This is a genomic window from Providencia sp. PROV205 (assembly GCF_028479505.1).
Classification (GTDB): Bacteria; Pseudomonadota; Gammaproteobacteria; order Enterobacterales; family Enterobacteriaceae; genus Providencia; species Providencia huaxiensis.
On record NZ_JAMPNU010000011.1, the window covers coordinates 17,459 to 40,011 of the forward strand.

At 40.3% G+C, this 22,553-nt stretch carries 21 protein-coding genes; 12 read left to right on the forward strand and 9 right to left on the reverse strand.

Annotated features, from left to right (window positions below; genetic code table 11):
* Positions 1-11: 11 nt before the first annotated feature.
* The gene (gene ppiA, locus PR800_RS08100; RefSeq protein WP_102138888.1) at positions 12-584 is read right to left on the reverse strand and encodes a peptidylprolyl isomerase A; all 573 of its coding nucleotides are present in this window, start codon (positions 582-584) and stop codon (positions 12-14) included.
* Between the two features lie 322 nt (positions 585-906).
* Here ppiA and yihA point away from each other — a divergent pair, with 322 nt between their 5' ends.
* Positions 907-1,518 carry a ribosome biogenesis GTP-binding protein YihA/YsxC gene (gene yihA / locus PR800_RS08105; RefSeq protein ID WP_102138887.1) on the forward strand — a complete coding sequence of 204 codons (612 nt, stop codon included), beginning with the start codon at positions 907-909 and terminating at the stop codon, positions 1,516-1,518.
* Between the two features lie 113 nt (positions 1,519-1,631).
* Here yihA and PR800_RS19655 read toward each other — a convergent pair whose 3' ends face one another.
* The 5 genes from PR800_RS19655 to PR800_RS08125 all read right to left on the reverse strand — a co-directional run bounded on the left by PR800_RS19655 (position 1,632) and on the right by PR800_RS08125 (position 7,132).
* Positions 1,632-1,679 carry a hypothetical protein gene (locus tag PR800_RS19655; RefSeq protein ID WP_438361642.1) on the reverse strand — a complete coding sequence of 16 codons (48 nt, stop codon included), beginning with the start codon at positions 1,677-1,679 and terminating at the stop codon, positions 1,632-1,634.
* A 337-nt stretch (positions 1,680-2,016) separates the two neighbouring features.
* A complete protein-coding gene (polA, locus tag PR800_RS08110; protein WP_272530536.1) occupies positions 2,017-4,809 on the reverse strand; it encodes a DNA polymerase I in 2,793 nt (930 codons plus the stop codon).
* Between the two features lie 397 nt (positions 4,810-5,206).
* Positions 5,207-5,827 carry a thiol:disulfide interchange protein DsbA gene (gene dsbA, locus PR800_RS08115; protein ID WP_102138885.1) on the reverse strand — a complete coding sequence of 207 codons (621 nt, stop codon included), beginning with the start codon at positions 5,825-5,827 and terminating at the stop codon, positions 5,207-5,209.
* A 33-nt stretch (positions 5,828-5,860) separates the two neighbouring features.
* Complete coding sequence (locus PR800_RS08120) at positions 5,861-6,856, reverse strand: serine/threonine protein kinase (RefSeq protein ID WP_102138884.1); 996 nt, start codon at positions 6,854-6,856, stop codon at positions 5,861-5,863.
* Between the two features lie 6 nt (positions 6,857-6,862).
* Complete coding sequence (locus PR800_RS08125; protein WP_004262581.1) at positions 6,863-7,132, reverse strand: YihD family protein; 270 nt, start codon at positions 7,130-7,132, stop codon at positions 6,863-6,865.
* A gap of 216 nt (positions 7,133-7,348) precedes the next feature.
* Here PR800_RS08125 and mobA point away from each other — a divergent pair, with 216 nt between their 5' ends.
* The 8 genes from mobA (at position 7,349) to PR800_RS08165 (ending at position 15,989) form a co-directional block, all read left to right on the forward strand.
* Entirely contained in the window at positions 7,349-7,942 is a 594-nt protein-coding gene (mobA, locus tag PR800_RS08130; RefSeq protein WP_272530538.1) for a molybdenum cofactor guanylyltransferase MobA, read from the forward strand.
* On the forward strand, positions 7,939-8,475 hold the full coding sequence (mobB, locus tag PR800_RS08135; protein WP_102138882.1) for a molybdopterin-guanine dinucleotide biosynthesis protein MobB: 537 nt from the start codon (positions 7,939-7,941) through the stop codon (positions 8,473-8,475). The genes mobA and mobB overlap by 4 nt, the downstream gene beginning before the upstream one ends.
* Positions 8,476-8,699: 224 nt before the next feature.
* Positions 8,700-9,542, forward strand: coding sequence for a BglG family transcription antiterminator LicT (gene licT, locus PR800_RS08140; RefSeq protein WP_102138881.1), 843 nt, complete (start codon positions 8,700-8,702; stop codon positions 9,540-9,542).
* Between the two features lie 190 nt (positions 9,543-9,732).
* Complete coding sequence (gene bglF, locus PR800_RS08145) at positions 9,733-11,637, forward strand: PTS beta-glucoside transporter subunit IIABC (protein ID WP_166265919.1); 1,905 nt, start codon at positions 9,733-9,735, stop codon at positions 11,635-11,637.
* A gap of 10 nt (positions 11,638-11,647) precedes the next feature.
* A complete protein-coding gene (gene ascB / locus PR800_RS08150) occupies positions 11,648-13,039 on the forward strand; it encodes a 6-phospho-beta-glucosidase (protein WP_210844297.1) in 1,392 nt (463 codons plus the stop codon).
* A gap of 142 nt (positions 13,040-13,181) precedes the next feature.
* Positions 13,182-14,486 (forward strand): carbohydrate porin, encoded by a 1,305-nt coding sequence (locus tag PR800_RS08155; RefSeq protein WP_102138878.1) that lies wholly within the window; start codon positions 13,182-13,184, stop codon positions 14,484-14,486.
* A gap of 155 nt (positions 14,487-14,641) precedes the next feature.
* Positions 14,642-15,340: a helix-turn-helix transcriptional regulator gene (locus PR800_RS08160; RefSeq protein WP_272530540.1), complete on the forward strand. Its 699-nt coding sequence runs from the start codon at positions 14,642-14,644 to the stop codon at positions 15,338-15,340.
* A gap of 49 nt (positions 15,341-15,389) precedes the next feature.
* Positions 15,390-15,989, forward strand: coding sequence for a glutathione S-transferase family protein (locus tag PR800_RS08165; RefSeq protein WP_102138876.1), 600 nt, complete (start codon positions 15,390-15,392; stop codon positions 15,987-15,989).
* Positions 15,990-16,044: 55 nt separating this feature from the next.
* Here the strand turns inward: PR800_RS08165 and gorA are convergent, their stop codons facing one another.
* Both gorA and PR800_RS08175 read right to left on the reverse strand, forming a co-directional pair.
* Positions 16,045-17,397: a glutathione-disulfide reductase gene (gorA, locus tag PR800_RS08170; protein ID WP_272530542.1), complete on the reverse strand. Its 1,353-nt coding sequence runs from the start codon at positions 17,395-17,397 to the stop codon at positions 16,045-16,047.
* 138 nt (positions 17,398-17,535) lie between these two features.
* On the reverse strand, positions 17,536-18,378 hold the full coding sequence (locus PR800_RS08175) for a 23S rRNA (adenine(2030)-N(6))-methyltransferase RlmJ (RefSeq protein WP_102138875.1): 843 nt from the start codon (positions 18,376-18,378) through the stop codon (positions 17,536-17,538).
* Positions 18,379-18,611: 233 nt separating this feature from the next.
* On the opposite strand from PR800_RS08175, the gene PR800_RS08180 reads away from it, so the two are divergent.
* Together PR800_RS08180 and yhjD are read left to right on the forward strand one after the other, a co-directional pair.
* Complete coding sequence (locus tag PR800_RS08180; RefSeq protein ID WP_166266209.1) at positions 18,612-19,016, forward strand: DUF1090 domain-containing protein; 405 nt, start codon at positions 18,612-18,614, stop codon at positions 19,014-19,016.
* A 204-nt stretch (positions 19,017-19,220) separates the two neighbouring features.
* Positions 19,221-20,213, forward strand: a complete 993-nt coding sequence (gene yhjD / locus PR800_RS08185) for an inner membrane protein YhjD (protein ID WP_102138873.1) — start codon at positions 19,221-19,223, stop codon at positions 20,211-20,213.
* A gap of 40 nt (positions 20,214-20,253) precedes the next feature.
* Here yhjD and PR800_RS08190 read toward each other — a convergent pair whose 3' ends face one another.
* A complete protein-coding gene (locus tag PR800_RS08190) occupies positions 20,254-21,321 on the reverse strand; it encodes an NAD(P)H-dependent flavin oxidoreductase (protein WP_272530544.1) in 1,068 nt (355 codons plus the stop codon).
* Positions 21,322-21,531: 210 nt separating this feature from the next.
* On the opposite strand from PR800_RS08190, the gene PR800_RS08195 reads away from it, so the two are divergent.
* Positions 21,532-22,548, forward strand: coding sequence for a serine hydrolase domain-containing protein (locus tag PR800_RS08195; protein ID WP_210848644.1), 1,017 nt, complete (start codon positions 21,532-21,534; stop codon positions 22,546-22,548).
* Positions 22,549-22,553 lie beyond the last annotated feature (5 nt).

Here is a 22,553-nt window from a genome sequence, read left to right on the forward strand (position 1 = left end):
CATTTTGATCACTATGGCTTTTTAATCACTTCAGCAGAAATGATTGTAATAGGGTCAACTGGGACATTCTGATATGGCCCCACGTTTTCCGTTTTTACTTTAGAGATTTTATCTGCAACATCCATCCCTTTCACCACTTTACCAAATACAGCGTAACCAAAATCACGTTGGCCGTGATCTAAGAAAGCATTATCTGCGACATTGATGAAAAATTGGCTCGTCGCACTGTCTTTATTCGCTGTACGCGCCATTGAGATAGTACCGCGCAAGTTACGTAAGCCGTTATCCGCTTCGTTTTTAATCGGTGCACGGGTTTGTTTTTGTTGTAAATCTTTATCAAACGCACCGCCTTGGATCATAAACCCAGGAATAACACGGTGGAAAGTGGTTCCGTTGTAATAACCTTCATTAACATACTGAACGAAGTTTTCTGTCGTAACAGGGGCTTTTTTGCTATTCAGTTCTAATTCGATATCACCCGCTGACGTGACTAATTTGATATAAGTCTCACCCGCAGATAATGCAAGAGAAGATGCGCTCATTGCGCAGACGGCCAAAAGTGGCACAAAAATTCGTTTTAACATGTAAGATCCCTTTCGTTATAGCTCATTACAACTGCAATCTAGCAATTCTAGAGTGAAGCCAACAAGAATGCTGAAGATTTACCTATATTTACGCCAAAAAATAGAAACACACTAAATACGCTAAATTCTAGACCAATTTCAGTAAAAGACGTCATGAATAATGGCTATTTCTCTATTATTGCCATTTCATCGCACACAACACATAAAAATAAGACCGTCCTCAAAAGGAAAAGTGGCTGAGAGGATATTTCGAGTTGTCGTGAAGCGCTAAGCAAAGCTATAATCCCCGAGCCTTTTGAGGCTAACTCAGGGAGAACGACAAATGGCAATTAAAAATCATAACTACCAGATGGCAAAATTTGTCATCAGTGCACCCGATATCCGTCATCTACCTAAAGATACCGGAATTGAGGTGGCTTTTGCTGGCCGCTCTAATGCGGGGAAATCCAGTGCATTGAATGCATTAACACAGCAAAAAAGCTTAGCACGTACCAGTAAAACACCAGGAAGAACTCAGCTAATCAACCTATTTGAAGTTGAGGAAGGCGTTCGCCTTGTTGACCTTCCGGGATATGGTTATGCCGAAGTTCCTGAAGAAATGAAACGTAAATGGCAACAAGCACTCGGGGAATATCTCCAAAAGAGAGAATGTATTAAGGGGCTTGTTGTATTAATGGATATCCGCCATCCATTAAAAGACCTCGATATGCAAATGATTGAATGGTCTGTTGCAATGAATGTACCCGTTTTAGTTTTGCTCACTAAAGCAGACAAACTTGCCTCTGGTGCAAGAAAGAAACAGTTAACGGAAGTTCGCCAAGCACTTGCTCCACTTGAAGGGGATATTGAAGTGGAATACTTTTCAGCGCTGAAAAAGATTGGTGTTGATAAACTCCGCATTAAGCTAGATAGCTGGTATAACACACCTGCTTGATTTCTCTTATTGTGAGCCAGAAATGGCTCATTACAGCCTTATATCTTCTAATTCTCTGAATTTTAGATAAAAAAATGCTCCAGTCAAAAAACTTTGACTGGAGCAGCTAATATTCAGCTAAATCCGATTACGTGAAGTAAAAGGTCTGAAAGATAGAACATCTTACCTCTGTACCCTACGCCTATTAATGTACTTTATTTTTCGCTCGAAAAAAAGCCTTTTTGTAATTTTTTTTCAAAGCTTTCTACGATTCAGCACGGAAATATGAATAGAATGAGCCAAAAAACGGATTTTAATTACATATTTATGAGATGTATGTCGCATAAAAATGTTAATCATTTTTTTGACTGTCATCACAAAAATAATTGATTTATTGCAGAGTTAGATTAAATTTCTAGTAAATAATTTCAAATGCATAATTATCTGTTATGCCTTTGCTGAACATAAAAAAACCTCCAATGACGTCTTGGAGGTTTGTATATTCAATATGGTTAAAAATTAATGAGCTTCATCCCAGTTATCACCAATTCCCACATCCACTTTTAATGGTACATCGAGTTTCATACTTTGTTCCATTAATGACTGAACTTGAGCTTGGACACGCTCTAATTCTGACTCTTTGACCTCAAAGACTAATTCATCGTGAACTTGCATTAGCATGTCTGCATGTGGTTTTTCCGTTTGCAACCAATTATCAACGGCAATCATGGCTTTTTTAATGATGTCCGCTGCGGTTCCTTGCATTGGTGCGTTGATTGCTTCGCGTTCTGCTGCTTTACGGCGCATTCCATTACTGGATTTAATGTCCGCTAAATATAAACGACGCCCCTCAAGTGTTTCAACATAGCCTTGTTCGGAAGCCTGTAAGCGTGTGTTTTCCATATAACGCAATACACCTGGGTAGCGTTCAAAGTAGAGATCCATATAGCGCTGAGCTTCACCACGAGGGATCCCCAATTGGCGTGCTAAACCAAATGCGCTCATGCCATAGATAAGCCCAAAGTTAATCGCCTTGGCACTTCGACGTTGATCGCTAGTAACTTGTTCCAGTGGCACACCAAAGACTTCAGCGGCCGTCGCCTTATGGATATCTTTCCCTTCAGCAAACGCGGTTAATAGGCCCTTATCTTGGGATAAATGCGCCATAATACGTAATTCAATTTGTGAATAGTCCGCTGCCATCACTTTGTAGCCTTCACGCGCAATAAAGGCTTGGCGGATACGACGCCCTTCTTCAGTTCTCACTGGGATGTTTTGTAGGTTAGGATCCCGAGAAGACAAACGCCCTGTTGCTGTGACAGCTTGGTGATAAGAAGTATGAACACGCTGAGTCCGCGGGCTAATCATTAGAGGGAGTTTATCCGTATACGTGGATTTTAATTTGGCTAAACTACGGTGCTCGAGTAACAATTTTGGCAATGCATGGTTCAGCGCCAATTCTTCAAGCACTTCTTCATTGGTCGACGCAGCCCCACTTGGCGTTTTCTTTATCACTGGCAGTTGTAATTTTTCGAATAAAATCGTTTGCAATTGCTTTGGTGAAGCGAGGTTAAACTCTTCCCCTGCAAGTTCAAAAGCCTCTTTTTCCAATTCAGCTAAACGGGCAGTAATCACTTTCGACTGCGCAGCAAGCACGTTTGCGTCAATTAAAACGCCTTTACGCTCCATTCGGACTAATACAGGCACAAGTGGCATTTCAATATTTTGGAAAATGTGATTAAGCTTAGGTTCAGCCTCTAGTTGTGGATATAACGCTTGATGCAGTAATAACGTGACATCTGCATCTTCCGCCGCATAATTAGCGGCTTGCTCTAAAGCAATTTGGTTAAATGTCAGCTGTTTTTTGCCCTTACCCGCGATTTCTTCAAAGCTCACGGTTTTATGGTTCAGATGGCGGTCGGCCAAGCTGTCCATATCATGGCGTCCCATCCCCGCAACACTGTTTAACACATATGACTCCAGCATTGTGTCATAACCAATGCCTTTTAATTCAATGCCATAATTTTCAAGAACTTCTGCGTCATATTTCAAATTTTGGCCAATTTTGAGGATTTTTTCACTCTCAAGTAAAGGCTTCATAACTTCCAAAACTTCTTCCAGAGGAAGTTGTACTGGCGCATCCAAATAGTCGTGACCTAATGGCAAATAAGCGGCATGCCCTGGCTCAATTACAAATGACATCCCCACTAAACGGGCTTCCTGAGTATCTAAGCTGTCCGTCTCAGTATCAAAAGCAAATAATGGTGCTTTGCTCAACTTTTCAACCCACTGCTCTAAATCGGCTTTTTCCAAAATCGTTTGGTAATTTTCAGCACTCAATGTTGGGACTGCTGGGCTCGATGACTTCACCGGTGACGCTGCTGGTGTTGGGCTTGCTTTTGTACTTGCGCCTTTCCCCTCCATCCAAGTCCCATTCTCAACATCAGTTAACCAACGTTTAAATTCATAACGGCTGAATAATTGATGCAGTTTATCCACATCAGGCTGAGCAACTTGCAGCTCTTCACAAGCTTTATCAAGTTCCACATCGGTTTTGATCGTCGCGAGTTGATAGGATAAAAAAGCCAATTCACGGTTTTCCGCCATTTTAGGGGCTAACGTTTTAGAACCTCTAAAGCCTAATGGGGCAATCGCGTCAAGATCACGATAAATTGCTTCTAAGCTACCAATGCCTTGGAGCAAGGCGAGTGCTGTTTTTTCACCAACACCAGGCACGCCTGGAATGTTGTCTGATGAATCTCCCATTAATGCTAAAAAGTCGATGATAAGTTCAGGGGGAACTCCGTATTTTTCTTTAACTTCATCAGGCCCTAGAATAGTGTTATTCATGGTATTGATTAGCGTAATATTAGGCTCAACTAATTGCGCCATATCTTTATCGCCCGTACTGATTAACACAGGCATACCTTTTCGGCTTGCTTCACAGGCTAATGTCCCGATAACGTCATCAGCCTCTACGCCTGAAACTACAAGTAAAGGCAACCCCATCGCTTCAACCATCTCATGTAATGGGGCGATTTGAGCGCGTAAATCATCAGGCATGGGTGGGCGATGAGACTTATAGCTTTCAAACAATTCATCACGAAATGTTTTTCCCTTCGCATCAAAGACAACCGCTACATGGCTAGGTTTATACTGCATAACTAAACTGCGTAGCATATTAAGCACGCCATACATTGCCCCAGTAGGCTCACCAGCACTATTGGTCAGTGGAGGGAATGCATGATAAGCACGGTATAGGTAAGAAGAACCATCAACCAAAATAAGGGGGTTTTCTGCAATCTGAGCCATAATCTGTCATCATCTTTTTAGTCAGGAACGAATACTAATAGGATGCCATAATGTGGCCTCAGATACATCCCAAGTTTTATATTCTGCTTAGTTAGATAATTAAAAACACACCAAATCATCCACTGTTATAAGTACCCCATTGATTACAGTTAATTAAAATTAATCACGCCGATTAACTAAGTATCTGACTAACATCCTGTGGATAAGCTTGTGTGTAAATTTGTGTTACTCAGTAAATTCAATAAGTAATATGACTATTAACAATATAAACAGAAAAGTAAAATCAAAGGGTTAGCACAAAATTGAATGGGTTTAATACAGGTGAGAGAAAGTCTTTGAATTGTGGATATTAATAGAAAAAAGAGACGATGGCGAGTATACCACCGTCTATTTACGATTATTTTTTATTTACTAAGAAGTTCACAACATTAGAGAACTCTTTACCGTAGTCAGCTGCGTTATCAACTGAGATACCGTTATTGCGAATTTGGTATTTACCATCAACAAATAGTGCAGGAACACCACGCAGTTTTAAGTCTTGCGCTGCATTTTGCTGTTTCGCAACGATAGATTTCACAACGAAGCTATTTAACGCTGCATCATACTCTTCACCAGAAATACCTGCTTTGATAAAGGCATTACGGATATCGGCTTTACTGTTAATAGTTTGCGTTTTTTGGATACCTTCAAACAGGATAGGTGTGACTTTGTCTTCTGCTTTCAGGACAATCGCAACGGCCCAAGCTTGAGTTAAATCAGCGCCTAAAGGACCAAGAAAGTCAACGTGATAGCGCTCCATCTTCACGCCTTCTGGCAAGTTTTTCTCTACTGTTTGAGGCACTTTATACACACTCTCAAATTGATAACAGTGTGGGCAATAAAATGAGAAGAACTCCAGAACTTGAGGTAAATTTGGTACAGCTTTAACATCAGTATACTCTTTACCTTCCGTGTAGTTTGCCGCTGCAGCACTAAAAGACATGGCAATACCAAGCAAAGCCAACATAATTTTTTTCATAGACTACATTCTCCAAAAACAAAAACTTAAAAGTTAAAACTGAGGGGTTAACTGCAAAGGGGCGTCTTGCAACCGTTCAATTTGTTGATTAAATTCGAGCGATTGTTTTTGCCAAAAATCATCAGCTTGTAGCCATGAAAATGCTCGAGGGAACGCAGGGTCTTGCCAACGGCGGATAACCCACCCGAGGTAATGTACCATGCGCATTGCTCTAAGAGGTTCAATAAGCTTCAGCTGTTTTACATCAAAATCACAAAACTCATTATACGTTTCTAATAACGTATCCAATTGAATGACTTGATCTTGACGAGAACCATTAAGCAGCATCCAGAGGTCTTGGATTGCAGGCCCGTTTCGGGCATCATCAAAATCCACCATCCAAGCTTCATCACGCCATAGAATATTGCCTGGATGGCAATCACCTTGTAGGCGAATAGATGAATGTGAATCAGGCCATTGTAATTTTACTTGTGCAATCAATGCATCTAAAGACGCCATAAATTGGGCTTTATACCGTTCTGCAATCAAAGGGCTTGATGCCATCACTTGGCGGGGTTGCGCCAAATATTCATCGAGACCTATTGTCGGACGAAATGCAAAGTTTTTACGCTGACCAATTTGGTGTATACGCCCTAGTAAGTGGCCTACACTTTCTAATTGAAACAAATTGTCGGTTTCATATTGCCGGCCACCGATACTCGGAAAAATTGCAAATATAAACCCACCAAATTCCAATACCGTTTGCCCTGCAAACTCAAGAGGTGCGGCTACAGATAACCCTTCGTCTCGCAGTTCTAAAGTAAAATCGTGCTCTTCTTGAATTTGTGAGCGGTTCCAACGTTCAGGACGGTAAAATTTAACCACATAACGTTGCCGATTTTCGTCTTGGAACTGATAAACACGATTTTCGTAGCTATTTAATTCAAGTAGCCCTGATTCGGGGTAAACCCCAACTTCCATTAAGGCATCTAAAATTAAGTCAGGGGAAATTCCACTAAAATGGAAATTCGAATGTTCTATTTCATCCATCGCGCTTTAGTCTTTAATGATGCCACGGGCACGCAAAATAGCGGTTTTAAAGTCATCTTCATAATCTTTTTTTAAACCCGGGATCGCTTCATTGCTGTCCGAGCCACGCATTTTTAAATGATAAATCAGCACATCGTCTGTTAACTCAGATAAACTACCTTTAAAGCCAGCTTCATCAGCCAATTTTTGCAATAATTCTACCAAGTTTAAATCTGAATTATCTTTCCAGACAGGATGCAGAAGCTCAATAACTTCATTTAAGCGATGGCATTTCATGTTTATTCCTTTATCACGAATATTTGATACAAGTTACCAATAATCATACAAGAGAAAAAGCGAACTGTTGTCAATCTACGTAAAGTTTAACGGCAATACGCACGAATATTCATTGATTTTATAGCAAAATAGAATAAATTTTAGTAATTACTATACTCGAAAGTGTTTTATAGGAATGTTGAAACATTTTCTTGAAGATATTCAGGGATATTGAACATGTCATTTCGTCAGTCTATAACCGGTGTGATACTCGCTGGTGGCCGAGGCACTCGAATGGGGGGGCAAGATAAAGGGTTGGTACTTTTATCGGGAAAACCGCTCTATCAACATATTTTAGCACGCTTACAACCCCAAGTTGGCGAAGTACTCATCAATGCAAACCGTAATCAGGCACGTTACAGCGAAAGCCTATTGACCGTTATTTCTGACTTAAATAACCATTTTTCTGGCCCATTAGCAGGAATGCAATCTGCTTTGCACCACGCGACAACTGACTGGTTACTGTTTGTGCCTTGCGATGTTCCCGCTTTTCCTCTCAATTTAGTGGAGAAAATGTTTAATGAGAAAGAAAAACATTTAGCCTGCTACGCTTGTGATGCAGAACGAGAACACCCTACATTTGCTTTATTACACCGTTCACTAAAAACTCAACTCGATGATTACCTTGCAAGAGGTGACCGTAAATTAATGCTATTTATGCATGAAGTTAATGCAAAAAGCGTTATTTTCTCACCCGAGTCTGGTTCATTTGCGAATCTTAATACACTGGAAGATAGCCGTAACTGGGAGCTACAACAAAAAGAATCATGAAGCAAAATACTCTACCCCTACTTGGAATTACCGCTTATAGCGGTACAGGAAAAACGACCCTATTAAAAAAAGTTATTCCTTTGCTCAAGCAGCGTAACGTACGCGTTGGTTTAATTAAACACACTCACCATGACATGGAAGTGGATAAACCAGGCAAAGACAGCTTTGAATTACGCAAAGCTGGCGCTGACCAAACGCTTGTTGCCAGTGAAAAACGCTGGGCACTGATGACTGAAACCCCCGACGCGAATGATATGGATCTACGCTATTTAGCCAGCCGTTTCGATCCCGCTTCATTAGATCTGATCCTCGTTGAAGGATTCAAACATGAGACGATCGACAAAATTGCCTTGTTCCGTTCTGAGGTGGGTAAACCGTTAAACGGCTTAATAGATGACTATGTGGTTGCTGTTGCCAGTAATGAAATCATTGATACTCACGTGCCGCAGTTAGATATCAATAGCCCAGAACAAATTGCTGATTACATTGTGTCTTGGTGGCAAAAAAGTGTCTTGGCAGCAAAAAACAATTAAATAAGCACGATACCGTCATTAGCCATGCAAAAAAGAGATTGGCTGAATTGAGCGTGTGAGTTCACATTTTCATACTTTGCTGTTTGAATAACCCAAAAAGTTTAATTACAGTATTTAAAAATTAAGTTATTGGATTGTTACTGCACTTATCACGCAGGCAAAACCTGATTAGTCAATGAATTGTCATTGTGCTATCAGGTTTTTTTCGTTTCAGGGGAAACAAAATGCAGATCGCAAAAATTTTAAACAACAATGTGGTCGTTGCCCTAAATGAACAACAGCAAGAAATTGTCATCATGGGGCGTGGACTCGCCTTTCAAATGAAGGTTAATGACTTTATCGATCCTAAAAAAATAGAAAAAATCTTTGAGTTACGTAGCCATGAATTAACAAACCGACTAAGTGAATTGTTGAGCCAAATACCGATTTCTGTCATGAAAGTCTGTGACAAGATAATTGAAAATGCGAAAAGTAAACTTGGCAGCCTACATGAAAGCTTATATATCGTTTTAACTGATCACTGTAATTATGCAATTGAAAGGCAACAAAAAGGCCTCGCTATCACTAATACCATGTTATGGGAAATTCAGCGACTTTATCCCAAAGAGTACCAGTTGGGATTAGCGTCACTGGCCTTAATTAAGCAAGATTTAGAGATTGAATTACCCATCGATGAAGCTGGGTTTATCGCGTTACATTTCGTTAATGCACAATTGACGGGTGAAATGCCAATTGTCATGGAAACGATGGAAATCATGAATGAAATCATGAATATCGTAAAATATCACCTACAAATTGAATATCACGAGGACACGCTAAGTTACCAGCGGTTTGTGACTCATTTGAAATTTTTCACCCATCGAATGATGAGCAATGAACCTGTTCCTAATGACGATATTGCAATGCATCTTGTCATCAAAGAAAATTATTCAATTTCTTGGAAATGTGCCGAAAAAGTCAGTACTTTTTTAGCCAAGAAATATCAACGCGACTTAACAGATGAAGAACGAATGTATCTCACCATTCATATAGAGCGTATTAGGAAAGAAAAATCGTCACATAAATGACAGGAAGTAAGCCTAAAACTATTTATTAATACAAACTAATAAAAACCAGATGGATTGTTACTGCCTTCCGGCAGGCAAAACCTGATTTATACCACTAATCTTATTCGTATTGGTGGTAAGTCAGGTTTTTTTTTGCTTATTTATCAATAGTAATGTGGCTTTCATTATTGAGGTAATAAAGGAATTAATTATGAAATACCAAGCCTTAGCGGAACAAATTATCGAAAACGTTGGAGGAAAAGACAACGTTGTTGATTTAATACATTGTGCAACACGCCTACGCTTTAAACTAAAAGAAAGCCAAAAATCCAATGCAGAGCAATTAAAGCAAAGCCCTGAGATTATTACCGTGGTCGAAAGTGGTGGTCAGTTTCAAGTTGTAATAGGCAATCACGTTAACGAAGTTTTCCAAGCCGTTAACCAATTACTCGATACAACGCCAAATTCAATCAATCAGCGCCCAAAAACAGATGAAAACGCAGTAAAAAAAGATAAAGAAAACCTATTTAGTTACTTTATCGATATCGTTTCTAGCATCTTTACCCCTATTTTAGGCATTATGGCCGCTTCGGGTATTTTAAAAGGGTTGCTATCATTATCAGAAGCATTAGGTTGGTTATCCTCAAGCAGTGGTACTTATCAAATCTGGTTTGCGGCAAGTGACGCTTTATTCTATTTTTTCCCTCTCGTGCTCGGCTATACCGCAGGAAAAAAATTTGGTGGAAGCCCATTTGTAACGATGACGATTGGTGGGGCACTCATTCACCCAATGATGATGAGTGCTTTTCAACAAAGCCTCATTGCTGGCACTCCACCTGAATATTTTTTAGGTATCCCAGTCACTTTTATTAATTATGCGGCTTCTGTTATTCCGATCATTTTCGCTGCTTGGTTAAGCTGCCTGCTTGAGAAGCGGCTAAACCAAGTTTTACCTTCAACAATGAAGAATTTCATTACGCCTTTCCTGTGCTTACTCATTATTGTCCCGCTTACTTTCCTTGTTGTTGGGCCTTTAGCAACATGGGTAAGCATGTTAATTGCGGAAAGCTTCCAAGCTATTTATAACTTTGCCCCTGTTATCGCTGGTGCCTTCATGGGTGCAGTTTGGCAAATATGCGTTATTTTCGGCTTACATTGGGGAATTGTCCCAATTGGTATTAATAACTTAAGCGCCCTAGGCCACGATGCGCTGTTCCCTCTACTACTTCCCGCTGTAGCAGGGCAAATTGGCGCCACTTTAGGTGTTTTGTTAGCCACAAAAAATGCAAAAATGAAAATCATGGCGGGCTCTTCAGTCACGGCTGGCTTATTTGGTATCACGGAACCTGCCGTTTATGGTGTTACCCTTCCTCTTCGCCGACCTTTTATTTTTGGCTGTATTGGCGGTGGTGTTGGCGGTGCAATTGTCGGCTATAGCCAAACACTGACATTCTCATTTGGCTTGGTTAATATTTTCACTTTTGCACAGATCATCCCTGAACACGGTATTGATAATACCGTTTGGGGAGCCATTATTGGTACAGCACTCTCTTTCTTATTTGCTGCTACCGCAACCCGTTTTTTTGGTATAAAAAAAGAAGCAATATCTCCTGAAACACCCATTAAAGCGGATATTGCCTCTACACCTCATGAAGCACCTAATGAAGTTCTTGCCCCCCTGAGCGGTGCAGCTATCCCATTAAAAGATACCCCAGATGAAACTTTTGCAAGTGGTTTACTTGGGCAAGGTGCCGCCATTATTCCAAGTACAGGGGAAGTCTATGCGCCATTCGATGGTGAAGTGAGCTCATTATTTAAAACTGGCCATGCATTAGGGCTGTTAAGTCAAAGCGGCATTGAACTGCTCATTCATGTGGGGATCGATACCGTAAAACTAGATGGGCTTCATTTTTCACCTCAAATTAAACAAGGTGATGTATTCAAAGCAGGTGATTTATTGCTGACATTTGACCGAGAAAAAATTCTCGAGGCAGGATATGACTTAACAACCCCTGTCATTGTTAGCAACAGTGATGATTATGCGTCAATCGAGTTTGTTGAACTCAATAAATCAATTCAACGCGGTCAAAAATTTATCACCGTCAACCACAAATAAGGAGCTAGGCATGGTTAAATTTCCAAATTCATTTTTATGGGGTGGCGCAATTGCAGCCAATCAAGCTGAAGGTGCTTATTTAACTGCGGGTAAAGGACTCAGCACATCTGATGTTCTGCCTCATGGCATATTTGGCTCATTAATTGAAAGAACGCCAAATGAGAGTTTTATTAAAGATATTGCCATCGATTTTTATCATCAATATAAAACCGACATCGCACTTTTCGCTGAAATGGGTTTTACCTGCTTACGCACCTCTATTGCATGGAGCCGTATATTTCCACTTGGTGACGAATTAACAGCTAATGAAGAAGGCCTCGCTTTTTATGATAGTTTATTTGATGAAATGGCGAAATATAACATTCAACCTGTTATTACTTTATCCCACTATGAAATGCCCTACCACCTAGTGACACAATATGGCGGTTGGGGAAACCGTAAAACAATTGAATTTTTCGAACGTTATGCGCGTACAGTCTTTGAGCGCTATAAAGATAAAGTCAAACTGTGGCTGACATTCAATGAAATCAATATGTCTTTACATGCACCAATGACTGGCGTAGGCCTGCCTGAAAATAGTTCTCCTTCAGCAGTTTACCAAGCAATTCACCACCAGCTCGTTGCCAGTGCAAGAGTCACGAAAGCCTGCCATGACATTATTCCTGATGCCAAAATCGGTAATATGTTATTAGGGGGGCTTGTTTATCCATTAACCTGTAAACCTGATGATGTGTGGGAAACCCTGACGGAAAATCGTAAATGGCTGTTTTTTGGTGATGTACAGTGTAGAGGGCAATACCCAGGCTATATGCTGCGTTATTTTAAAGACCAGCAAATTAATATTACGATAACAGAAGAAGATAAGCGTGATTTACAGCATACCGTGGATTTTATCTCATTCAGTTATTATATGACGGGCTGTGTGACTGCAGATAAAGATGAATATGAGAAAAAACGCGGAAATATTCTCAGCATGGTTCCAAATCCTCATTTAGAAAGTTCAGAGTGGGGATGGCAAATAGATCCCAAAGGGATTAGAACACTTTTAAATTTATTATGGGATAGATACCAAAAACCATTATTTATTGTTGAAAATGGATTAGGCGCTATTGATGAAATAACGCCTGAGGGAGAAATTATTGATGATTATCGTATTCAATATATAAACAACCATTTAGTTCAGATACACGAAGCCATCCAAGATGGTGTAGACATTATGGGCTATACCAGCTGGGGGCCAATCGATATTGTTAGCGCATCCAAAGCTGAAATGTCAAAACGCTATGGTTTTATTTATGTTGACCGTGACAACCAAGGCAATGGCTCTCTCGAAAGAAAACGTAAAAAAAGCTTTTATTGGTATCAAAGTATTATTAAGAGCCAAGGAGAGTTATTACGCTAATAAAATAAACACCTCAATATAATAAAAACCATCTCGGGATAATTTATTTATCTCGAGAGCCCTTAGATTAAAAAAACAACTGCATAAACCCATTATTTACTATTGGGTTAAGGCAAACTATTGCTAATAGGTTATTTCCGACATGAATAAAAAACTATTATTCTCTTTGTTATTTTTAACGTTACCTGCTACCGCGAATGAGCAACAATGGAATGGAACTGTTTTAGGCTTTGAACCCGCCCCTAAAGGAATATTTGGCGATATGTTAGGAATACGTCCTATATTATCCGACCACGGTTTTTCATTTCACAGCAATTATTTGAGCCAAGTCGCCTATAATGCAGGGGGTGGCTACAATAATGATAAACATACTGCTTATATCGACCAATTTGCTTTTACATTCACACAAGACCTTGAACGTTGGACAGGTATTCCTGATGCCCGTATTGAAGGAAATATTGTCAATCGAAACCATGAAGACAACCTGACCGTTAAACGCCTGCAAGACCCTCGGGTACCGAATAACGACCTTGCACAAGAAAGCTATGGGGGCGGTTCCATAACACGATTAGGATGGCTTACTTTCGCTCGTAGCTTTGATGACCGACGATTAACCTGGCGTATTGGTATGATGAACAAAGTACAAGAGTTCGACCAAATTATTCCTTGTGATTTCCAATTACTCAGCCAATGTGGTGGAAAATCAGCTAACGCCCTGACATGGAGTAACTGGAATATTCATACTTGGGGAACAACTGTTAGCTATAAAATCACCCCCGGAATCACCATCAAAACAGGGGTTATGGAGCAAAATCCTCAAGCGACAGATAGAAGCCATGCATGGAGTTGGTCAACCAAAGGCAGTAAAGGCATTTTATTACCTTTAGAAATTGAAAACCGTACTTTCGTCAATGGGTTGCCTGGTGCTTATAACCTGGGATTATTATATACCAATGCCAAACAGCATGATCTATATAAAGATAAAAGCTACAACAACACATGGTTTGCCTATGGCGGAATGAACCAACAATTAACTCGCCACCAAGACGATGAAAATCGAGGTTTAAGTTTATCTATTAGTGGCAGCTACCATGATGAGCGCAGTAATTTCATGAATTATGTTGTCTCAAGCTCCCTTCGCTACCGCGGGGCTTTTGATGCCAGACCTGAAGATTGGATTGGCCTCGGTGTTTCCTATATTGAGCTCAGTGACCACTTTGCAAAAAACCAAAAAATACAAAATGAGCAGCTAGGGATCACCGATTATAATGACCCGCTATATCATCCTATTACTTCAAACGCATTAAATGCAGAACTCTATTATCGCTTTAAGCCTGTTCATTGGTTGGAACTCCAACCAAGTATGCAATATTGGCATCAACCGGGCGGTGTCAAAAAAACATCAGATGCATGGGTCTTGGGGCTGAAAACTGTTTTAACGTTTTAAATGATATTACCGTTTATTTTATCTCTATTGATAAAGGGAGCTCCCCACTCCCTTTATCGCCAATAAATTAGCATTCTGCTTATTATTTTTTTACTATAGATAGACAAATTATCTTTGCTGTTTTTCTCACTCTATAATATTAAGCAGACAACTTCATGACCCGCACGCAGCGCCTACTCACATTATTGCAGATACTCAAAGAGAATCGCTATCCTATTACGGCAGAAGCACTTTCATCACAACTGCAGGTCAGCGTGCGTTCGATCTATCGGGATATAGAGTCATTACGTGACCAAGGTGCGGAAATTATTGGTGAAGCCGGTATTGGCTACCAATTAAAAACAGGTCTGTTATTACCGCCTTTAACTTTTGATGAAAATGAGCTCGAAGCCTTAATATTAGGTTTGCGTTGGGTAAAAAGTAACACAGATACAGAACTTAAAAACTCGGCAATACGAGCGATAAGTAAGATTAATGCGGTGGTGGCAGGTCATTCACAGAAAATCTTAAATCAAAATACCTTATTTGCCCCAACCACTCATTTCTATGACATTAATAACACAATAGCTAAAGATTTGCGTTTAAGCTTGCGCGAAGAATGCAAAGCTCAAATGACTTACCTAGATGGCCAAAACCAACCTAGCAAACGTATTATTTGGCCAATTGCGATTGGTTATATGAAAGATTCACAAGTGTTGGCCGCTTGGTGTGAATTACGTGAAAGTTACCGCCATTTTCGTTTAGATCGCATTCAGTCTTATCATGCTCTTTCAGATAAACTACCTTATCCCAAAAATTACCTACTAGAGCGCTGGCAAAAAGAAGTATTGTGCGTCTCTCCTGACAATTTCTGACACTCCGCTCCCTTATAGTAAGCACTCAACTTCATATAAGGAAATCACCATGAGCGAACTGGTTCTGTTTACTAATTCAATGTCACGTGGCAATACTGTCGACCTACTTTTAAAAATTTTAGACGTTCCTTACAAACGTATTGAATTAGACTATGGTGCAGATATGCACACAGCTGAATATCTTGCAATTAATCCCATGGCAAAAGTCCCTGCGCTTGTTGATGGTGATGCCGTCGTCACTGAAACCGCTGCAATTTGTTTGTATTTAGCAGATAAGTTTATTGAAAAAGGTTTAGCACCAGCTTTGAATGACCCTAAACGTGCAGATTACTACCGTTGGTTCTTATTTACTGCTGGCCCAATTGAATCTGCCTTTACCATCAATAATTTAGGCATTCAATTAGACGAAGAGCAACAAAAGTCTTCTGGTTTTGGTTCTGTCGAACGCACAATGGCTTGTTTAGAAGTGGGTTTAAACAGCGCGAAACCGTTTATTTGTGGTGAACAATTTACTGCTGTCGATGTGTATGTTGGCGCATTTGTGATGTTTTTAGTCAAATACCAAGTCATGGAAACCACCCCTGCGATGCAAAAATACCTTGATAGCTTAGCGACCATCCCCGCAATTACAGAACTGTTGGCGAAATAATGCAAAAAAAAGCTAAGTTCGAATGAACTTAGCTTTTAATTTAAATAACCAAGACTTAACGCATGGTCACAAATTCTTCTGCCGCTGTTGGGTGAATAGCAACAGTATTATCAAAGTCTTTTTTGGTTGCGCCCATTTTTAATGCAACTGCGAAACCTTGTAACATTTCATCCATACCAAAACCAATACCATGGATACCGACGATTTTTTCATCGTCGCCAACACAAACTAGCTTCATGCGGCAAGGCTGACGGTGCGAAGTAACCGCGGTGTACATTGCTGTGAAAGATGACTTATAACATTTAACTTTATCCGCGCCATATTTTTCAATCGCTTCTGGTTCAGTTAAACCAACAGTGCCAATTGGTGGGTGTGAAAACACCACAGTTGGAATATTACTGTAATCTAAGTGCTCATCCGGTTTATTATTAAATAAACGCTCAGATAAACGACGGCCAGCCGCAACCGCAACTGGGGTTAATTCAACCGCTCCAGTGTTATCACCCACCGCGTAGACACCCGGTACATTGGTGTTCTGGTATTTATCAACCTTGATATAGCCTTTTTCATTCAGTGCGACACCTGTGGCTTCAATATTCAGGTTATCAGTCATTGGTTCACGGCCAATTGCCCAAATTAATGCATCTACTGTTTGTTCTTGGCCATTTTCCAATTTTAATGTCAGTGAACCATCTGAATTTTTCACGACTTCTTTTGGAATTGATTCTGTGTGCAGTTTTGGACCTTCCGTATTCATGACTTCCACTAATGTTTCAACAATAAGTGGGTCAAATGAACGTAACGGGGCATGTTTACGCACGAATAAATGCGCCTCTGCACCTAAACCATTTAATACACCTGCGAGTTCAACGGCAATATAACCGGCTCCCACAACCGCAACACGTTTTGGCAAGGCTTCAAGTTCAAAGAAACCGTCAGAAGTCATCCCGTATTGCGCCCCTGGGATAGCAGGGATCACCGGGCGGCCACCTGTCGCAATCAAAATATGGTCGGCCGTATAGGTTTCACCATTCACTTCAACAGTATGCGCATCAATAAAACGCGCAAACCCATTGATAACATCAACTTTATTATTACCTAAGACACGGTCATAAGATTGGTGAATGCGGTCAATGTAAGCAGTACGGCTATCAATCAATGTTTTCCAGTCAAAACGATTAATTGTCGCATCAAAACCATAATCAGGGCCATAATTGCGAATAGCTTCAGAAATTTGTGCCGCATGCCACATTACCTTTTTAGGTACGCAACCCACGTTAACACAAGTCCCACCTAATGCTTTCGCCTCAATTAAGGCACATTTTTGCCCATACATTGCTGCACGGTTCATCGACGCAATACCACCGCTTCCGCCACCAATTGCGATATAGTCGTAATGTTTGCTCATAATTTGGTTATTCCCATTGATTGAATGATTTATGAATGCATTTTCTCGCATCATGCTATTGATTGTCATGGCATAAATAGCGCTTTACGATAGATAACACCTGTTAATTTAATTGGCGTTATCTATCAAAAATATAGGTTACTCTGGCACAATCCAGTCAACTAACGTATGTCCAGTGCCTTCTGGGACGAGTGTTTTATGTAACCACGGCAGCACATTCTTCATTTGCTGCTCAAGTTTCCAAGGTGGGTTGATCACTATCATACCAGACGCTGTCATTCCACGTTGGTCGCTATCAGGGCGTACCGCCAATTCAATTTGCAGTATTCTACGAATACCCGTTGCTTCTAATTGATTGACCATACGCTTAATTTGTTGACGTAATACAACAGGATACCAAATTGCATAAGTTCCTGTTGCGAAGCGTTTATAGCCTTCTACCACCCCTTTCACGACCGCTTCATAATCCGTCTTCATTTCATAAGGAGGATCCATCAGTGCAAAGCCACGTCGGCTCTGTGGGGGTAATTTCGATTTCAGTTGTTGATATCCATCTTCCTTGAAAACTTGTGCGCGGTTATCCCGTGAAAATTCGGTGCGCAATAATGGATAATCGCTCGAATGTAATTCAGTTAATACCAGTTTATCGTGTTCACGTAATAGATATTTTGCTAATAATGGTGAACCTGGGTAATAGCGTAAACGCCCATTATCATTCAATTGGCGCACAATATTCATGTACGGCAATAATTCCTCAGGCAAATCAGGTTGCTCCCAAATACGCGCAATCCCTTCAAGATATTCACCTGTTTTTTCTGCATGCTCCCCCGTTAATTGATAACGGCCAGCACCTGAGTGCGTATCTATATACAGAAACGGTTTTTCTTTCTCTTTCAGAGATTCAATGATCAAGCTCTGTACTGTGTGTTTTAACACATCAGCATGGTTGCCTGCGTGAAAGCTGTGACGATAACTTAACATGTAACGTTTATTTCCTGAGGAAATTCAATATTAGCCACTAGGATGACTATTATTAAATAGATTCTTTAAAGATAGCCTTTTTGAACAAAAAATAGACCGGATTTATTCTTCCGCCCCATTATAGCTAAATTTGGCTACAAATGTCATAACCATAGTCACGCTAAAATTCACATGACTGAAAAGAAACAAAACGCTATCCTAAACACAAATACCAAAACAAACAGAGGTAAATAATGAATAAACTACTCCTTACAACTAGTATTTGTATTGCTTTTTTTACTAGTGCATCAGTAATGGCAGCAAAAACACAAAATGGCTGCGAAATAAAAAAACAACGCATTGAAGAGCAAATTAATTACGCTAAACAACATGGAAATCAACATCGAGTTAGAGGATTAGAAGAAGCACTAGATAATGTGAATCGTTATTGCACACCAGAATCTTTATACCGTGATAGCCAAAAAGCGGTGGATGAAAAGACAGAAAAAGTGCAAGAGCGAGAGGCTGAGCTACAGGAAGAAAAATTAAAAGGTGATGACAGCGACAAAATTAAAAAACGAGAAAGAAAACTCGCAGAAGCTCAAGCTGAATTAAAAGAAGCCCAAGCTGAACTGCAAGTTTATAAAGATGCGCTTTAATTTCTAACGTCCCTTTTTCTCTGATTAATTAACCAGTTGCTTTGACTTTAAACAAACGTTCCAATGACTATTCATCTCTTAAAATAGTCATTGGGATGAAGTTACTGGCCAATTTAAGCTATAGTATTATGCATATCATTCATTTATAGGCATTAAATAGGTCGAAAAGTCAGACAATTTTTAGTTGCGGGAAAAGGGGATTAAATGTCGAATACGCAGGAAGAAGAACAAAAAGATACCAATAAACTGAAAGCGACACTGAATAGAAGCATTGATGGCAGTAAAAAAGCAGTGACCTTCTCAATGCGAGTTGTGGACTTTATTTGTGCAATTCCTTTTATTGCTCATATCATTCGTACCGTGCAACGCTTTAACGACCGAATGGGGAACCAGTTTGGGGCTGCAATTACCTATTTCTCCTTTCTCTCTTTAATTCCTGTTTTAATGTTTTCATTCGCCGCTGCCGGTTTTGTATTAGCCAGTAATCCTGAATTACTTGAAAAATTAGTTCGTGGAATTTCTGCAAATATTACTGACCCTACGCTCGCAAATACATTAGAAAGAACAATTGATACCGCAATACGTCAACGTACAACAGTGGGGCTGACAGGGTTAGCTTTAGCGGTATACTCAGGGGTTAATTGGGTTAATAACTTACGTTTAGCTATTTTGGCGCAATCACGCCCTGTGTGGGAGCGCAATGAAGATGAACATGAAAATATTATCTTCCGCTATATTCGCGACTTCTTTGCTTTAATTGGCCTACTTATTGCCTTAATTGTGACAATTACGCTTACCTCTGTTGCTGGCTCTGCACAAGCGACGATTGTCAGTACACTTGGGTTAGATGGTATAGAATGGCTTAAACCTGCTTGGACACTGATTGGCTTAACAATATCAATTACAGCTAATTTCCTGTTATTTTTATGGATTTTTTGGATCCTACCGCGCATGCAACATCGCCGTAAGTCACTCTTTAAAGGAACATTACTGGCTGCCATTGGGTTTGAAATCATTAAATCCATCATGACCTGGATTTTGCCTAACCTTGCTTCATCGCCTTCTGGAGCCGCATTTGGTTCAGTGCTTGGGCTAATGGCATTCTTCTACTTCTTTGCGCGTTTAACCTTATTTTGTGCAGCTTGGATAGCGACTGATGAACCAAAAGGTTCATTGGATAACGAAATGATTAAATAACAACTTGTTGGGGCGGTAAGACAAACCGCCCTACCACCGTTTAAAGCGAGCGTTTCATTTCTTCGGCCAACGTTCTAACCAATAAAGACGCTGACATCTCGCGAGCTTTCACCACATTCTGTCCCGCCCAATACGCCGCAAACTCATCACTACCTGACTTTATTGCCGCTGCATTGAGCTGCTTACCAATATCATAAACCAATGGATAATCAGGTAATTGACTTGTCTCATAGCCGTTACCTGCTCGAATAAATTGATTAATAATCCCTCTCGCTGGGCGCCCTGAAATTGCAGACGTTAGTTGAGTGTGATCCGCTGTTTGCTGCTTGACCTTAGCCCGATAGCCTGTATTCGCGGCAGATTCAGGGCAAAGCAAAAATGCAGTGCCCAATTGAGCGGCAGCAGCACCGCAGTCTAAAGCCATATTAATACCTTGCCCATCCATCATGCCACCAGCTGCAATCACTGGTAAATCAATATGTTGAGATATTAACGTCACTAATTCATAAGTGGTCAGTTCTTCATCTAAAGCCTGCAAATCAAATATGCCTCGATGCCCTCCCGCTTCAATACCTTGCGCGACAACAGCATCAATTCCAGCCAATTCAACTTGTTGTGCTTCTTGTAAATTCGTTGCCGTCGCCATGGTATAAATACCATGTTGTTTCAATTGCTGGACTACCTTGATGGATGGAATATTAAAATGAAAACTCACTACTGCAGGTTTTGTTTCAAGTAACATAGATAACATTTCTGAGTTATCTAAAAAAGTGTCATAAATTTCATTGAGATAGGAAGGTGGAGTCTCATTAAATTGAGCAAAATAAGGCGCCAAATACTGGCTCCATGCCAGTTCATTATCAGGATGACGTTTCGCAGGTAAATGGCAGAATAAATTGACATTGAATGCTTTACTTGTCAGTGCTTGCGTTTGAGTAATCAATTGGCGAGCTTGTTCCACTGAATTTGCACCTAGGCCTAGTGAGCCAAGCCCGCCCGCCTCTGAAACTGCAGCGGCTAGCGCTGGGGTGGAAACTCCTGCCATCGGAGCTTGTATAATGGGATAACGCAAGCCTAACCGTTGTAGAAATGTATTCGAGTTGTTCATGCTATTTCCTTTACATCAATATCTGGGTACATTTTATGTTCTTATATTGAGAACAAACATAGCACCAAATTTATATAAAAAGAAAAAACACTTACCATAGTATGGCTGCCATATTACTACTTTCAGCGCATGTAAAGCGTACATTGGTTCGTATGAATATGATTAAGATGGCATGTATCCTCATCTTAATCATTTAATAATGAGATTATTATGACCAGCTCTATTCAACAACTCGAAAATTTAACTTGTGGTGTCGTCCTTTACTACCATAATCAATCCCAAAATAGCGTGGGAACCTTCTGCGCTAGAGGAGCAGATCTTGAAGGTATGCCCCTCTCTGTTGATACACCGCTGCGAATTGCCAGTAATACAAAGACATTTACTGCGGCTACAATTTTACGTCTTGCTGAAATGGGGAAACTTAGTATTTATGATGCAATATCTGAATATATTGACCCACAATATAATGCGCTACTCAGTACCCAATATAACACTCACACTATCACCATTCGCCATTTACTGGAGCACAGCAGTGGCCTACTAGACCATGCTGATGGTGACTACCTCAAAGCCGTTCTTAAGCAGCCTAATTATGTTTGGAGCCGAACAGAGCAAGTCGAAATGTACATGCGTAAACAATTTCCAACGTTTTCGCCTTCTAAATCCTTTATTTATTCAGATACGGGTTATATTTTGCTCGGTAATATTATTGAACGAATTACGGGACAATCTCTTGGCCTAGCTGTTAGGGAGCTTTTGCATTTCGACTCTATTGGTCTTGAAAGCGCATATTGGGAGTCATTAGAACAACTACCGGAAATCGCGACACCACGGGCTCGTCAATATTTAGGTAAATGGGATGGCACACATATTCATGCCTCCATGGATGCCTATGGCGGTGGTGGTTTAGTTATGTCCTCGAAACAAATGGCGATATTTCTAGAAGCGCTGTTTGAGGGAAATATTTTTTCATCACCAAATACGCTAGAGACTATGCTAAGTATGGGTTCTCACGATGGCGCAGAAAATTATAGATTGGGCATCATGGTAAGTGTTGTCAATGGCATCACCCTGTATTCCCATTTAGGTTTTTGGGGCTCTGTAGCCTATTACGCACCAAAAGCAAAAATCAGTGCGGCGGGGTTTGTTGATGACAGAGAGTCACGAGAGACGCTGATCCACGTTATTGAATCGCTATTAAGCCAACAACATGAAATGAAAAGATAACCACT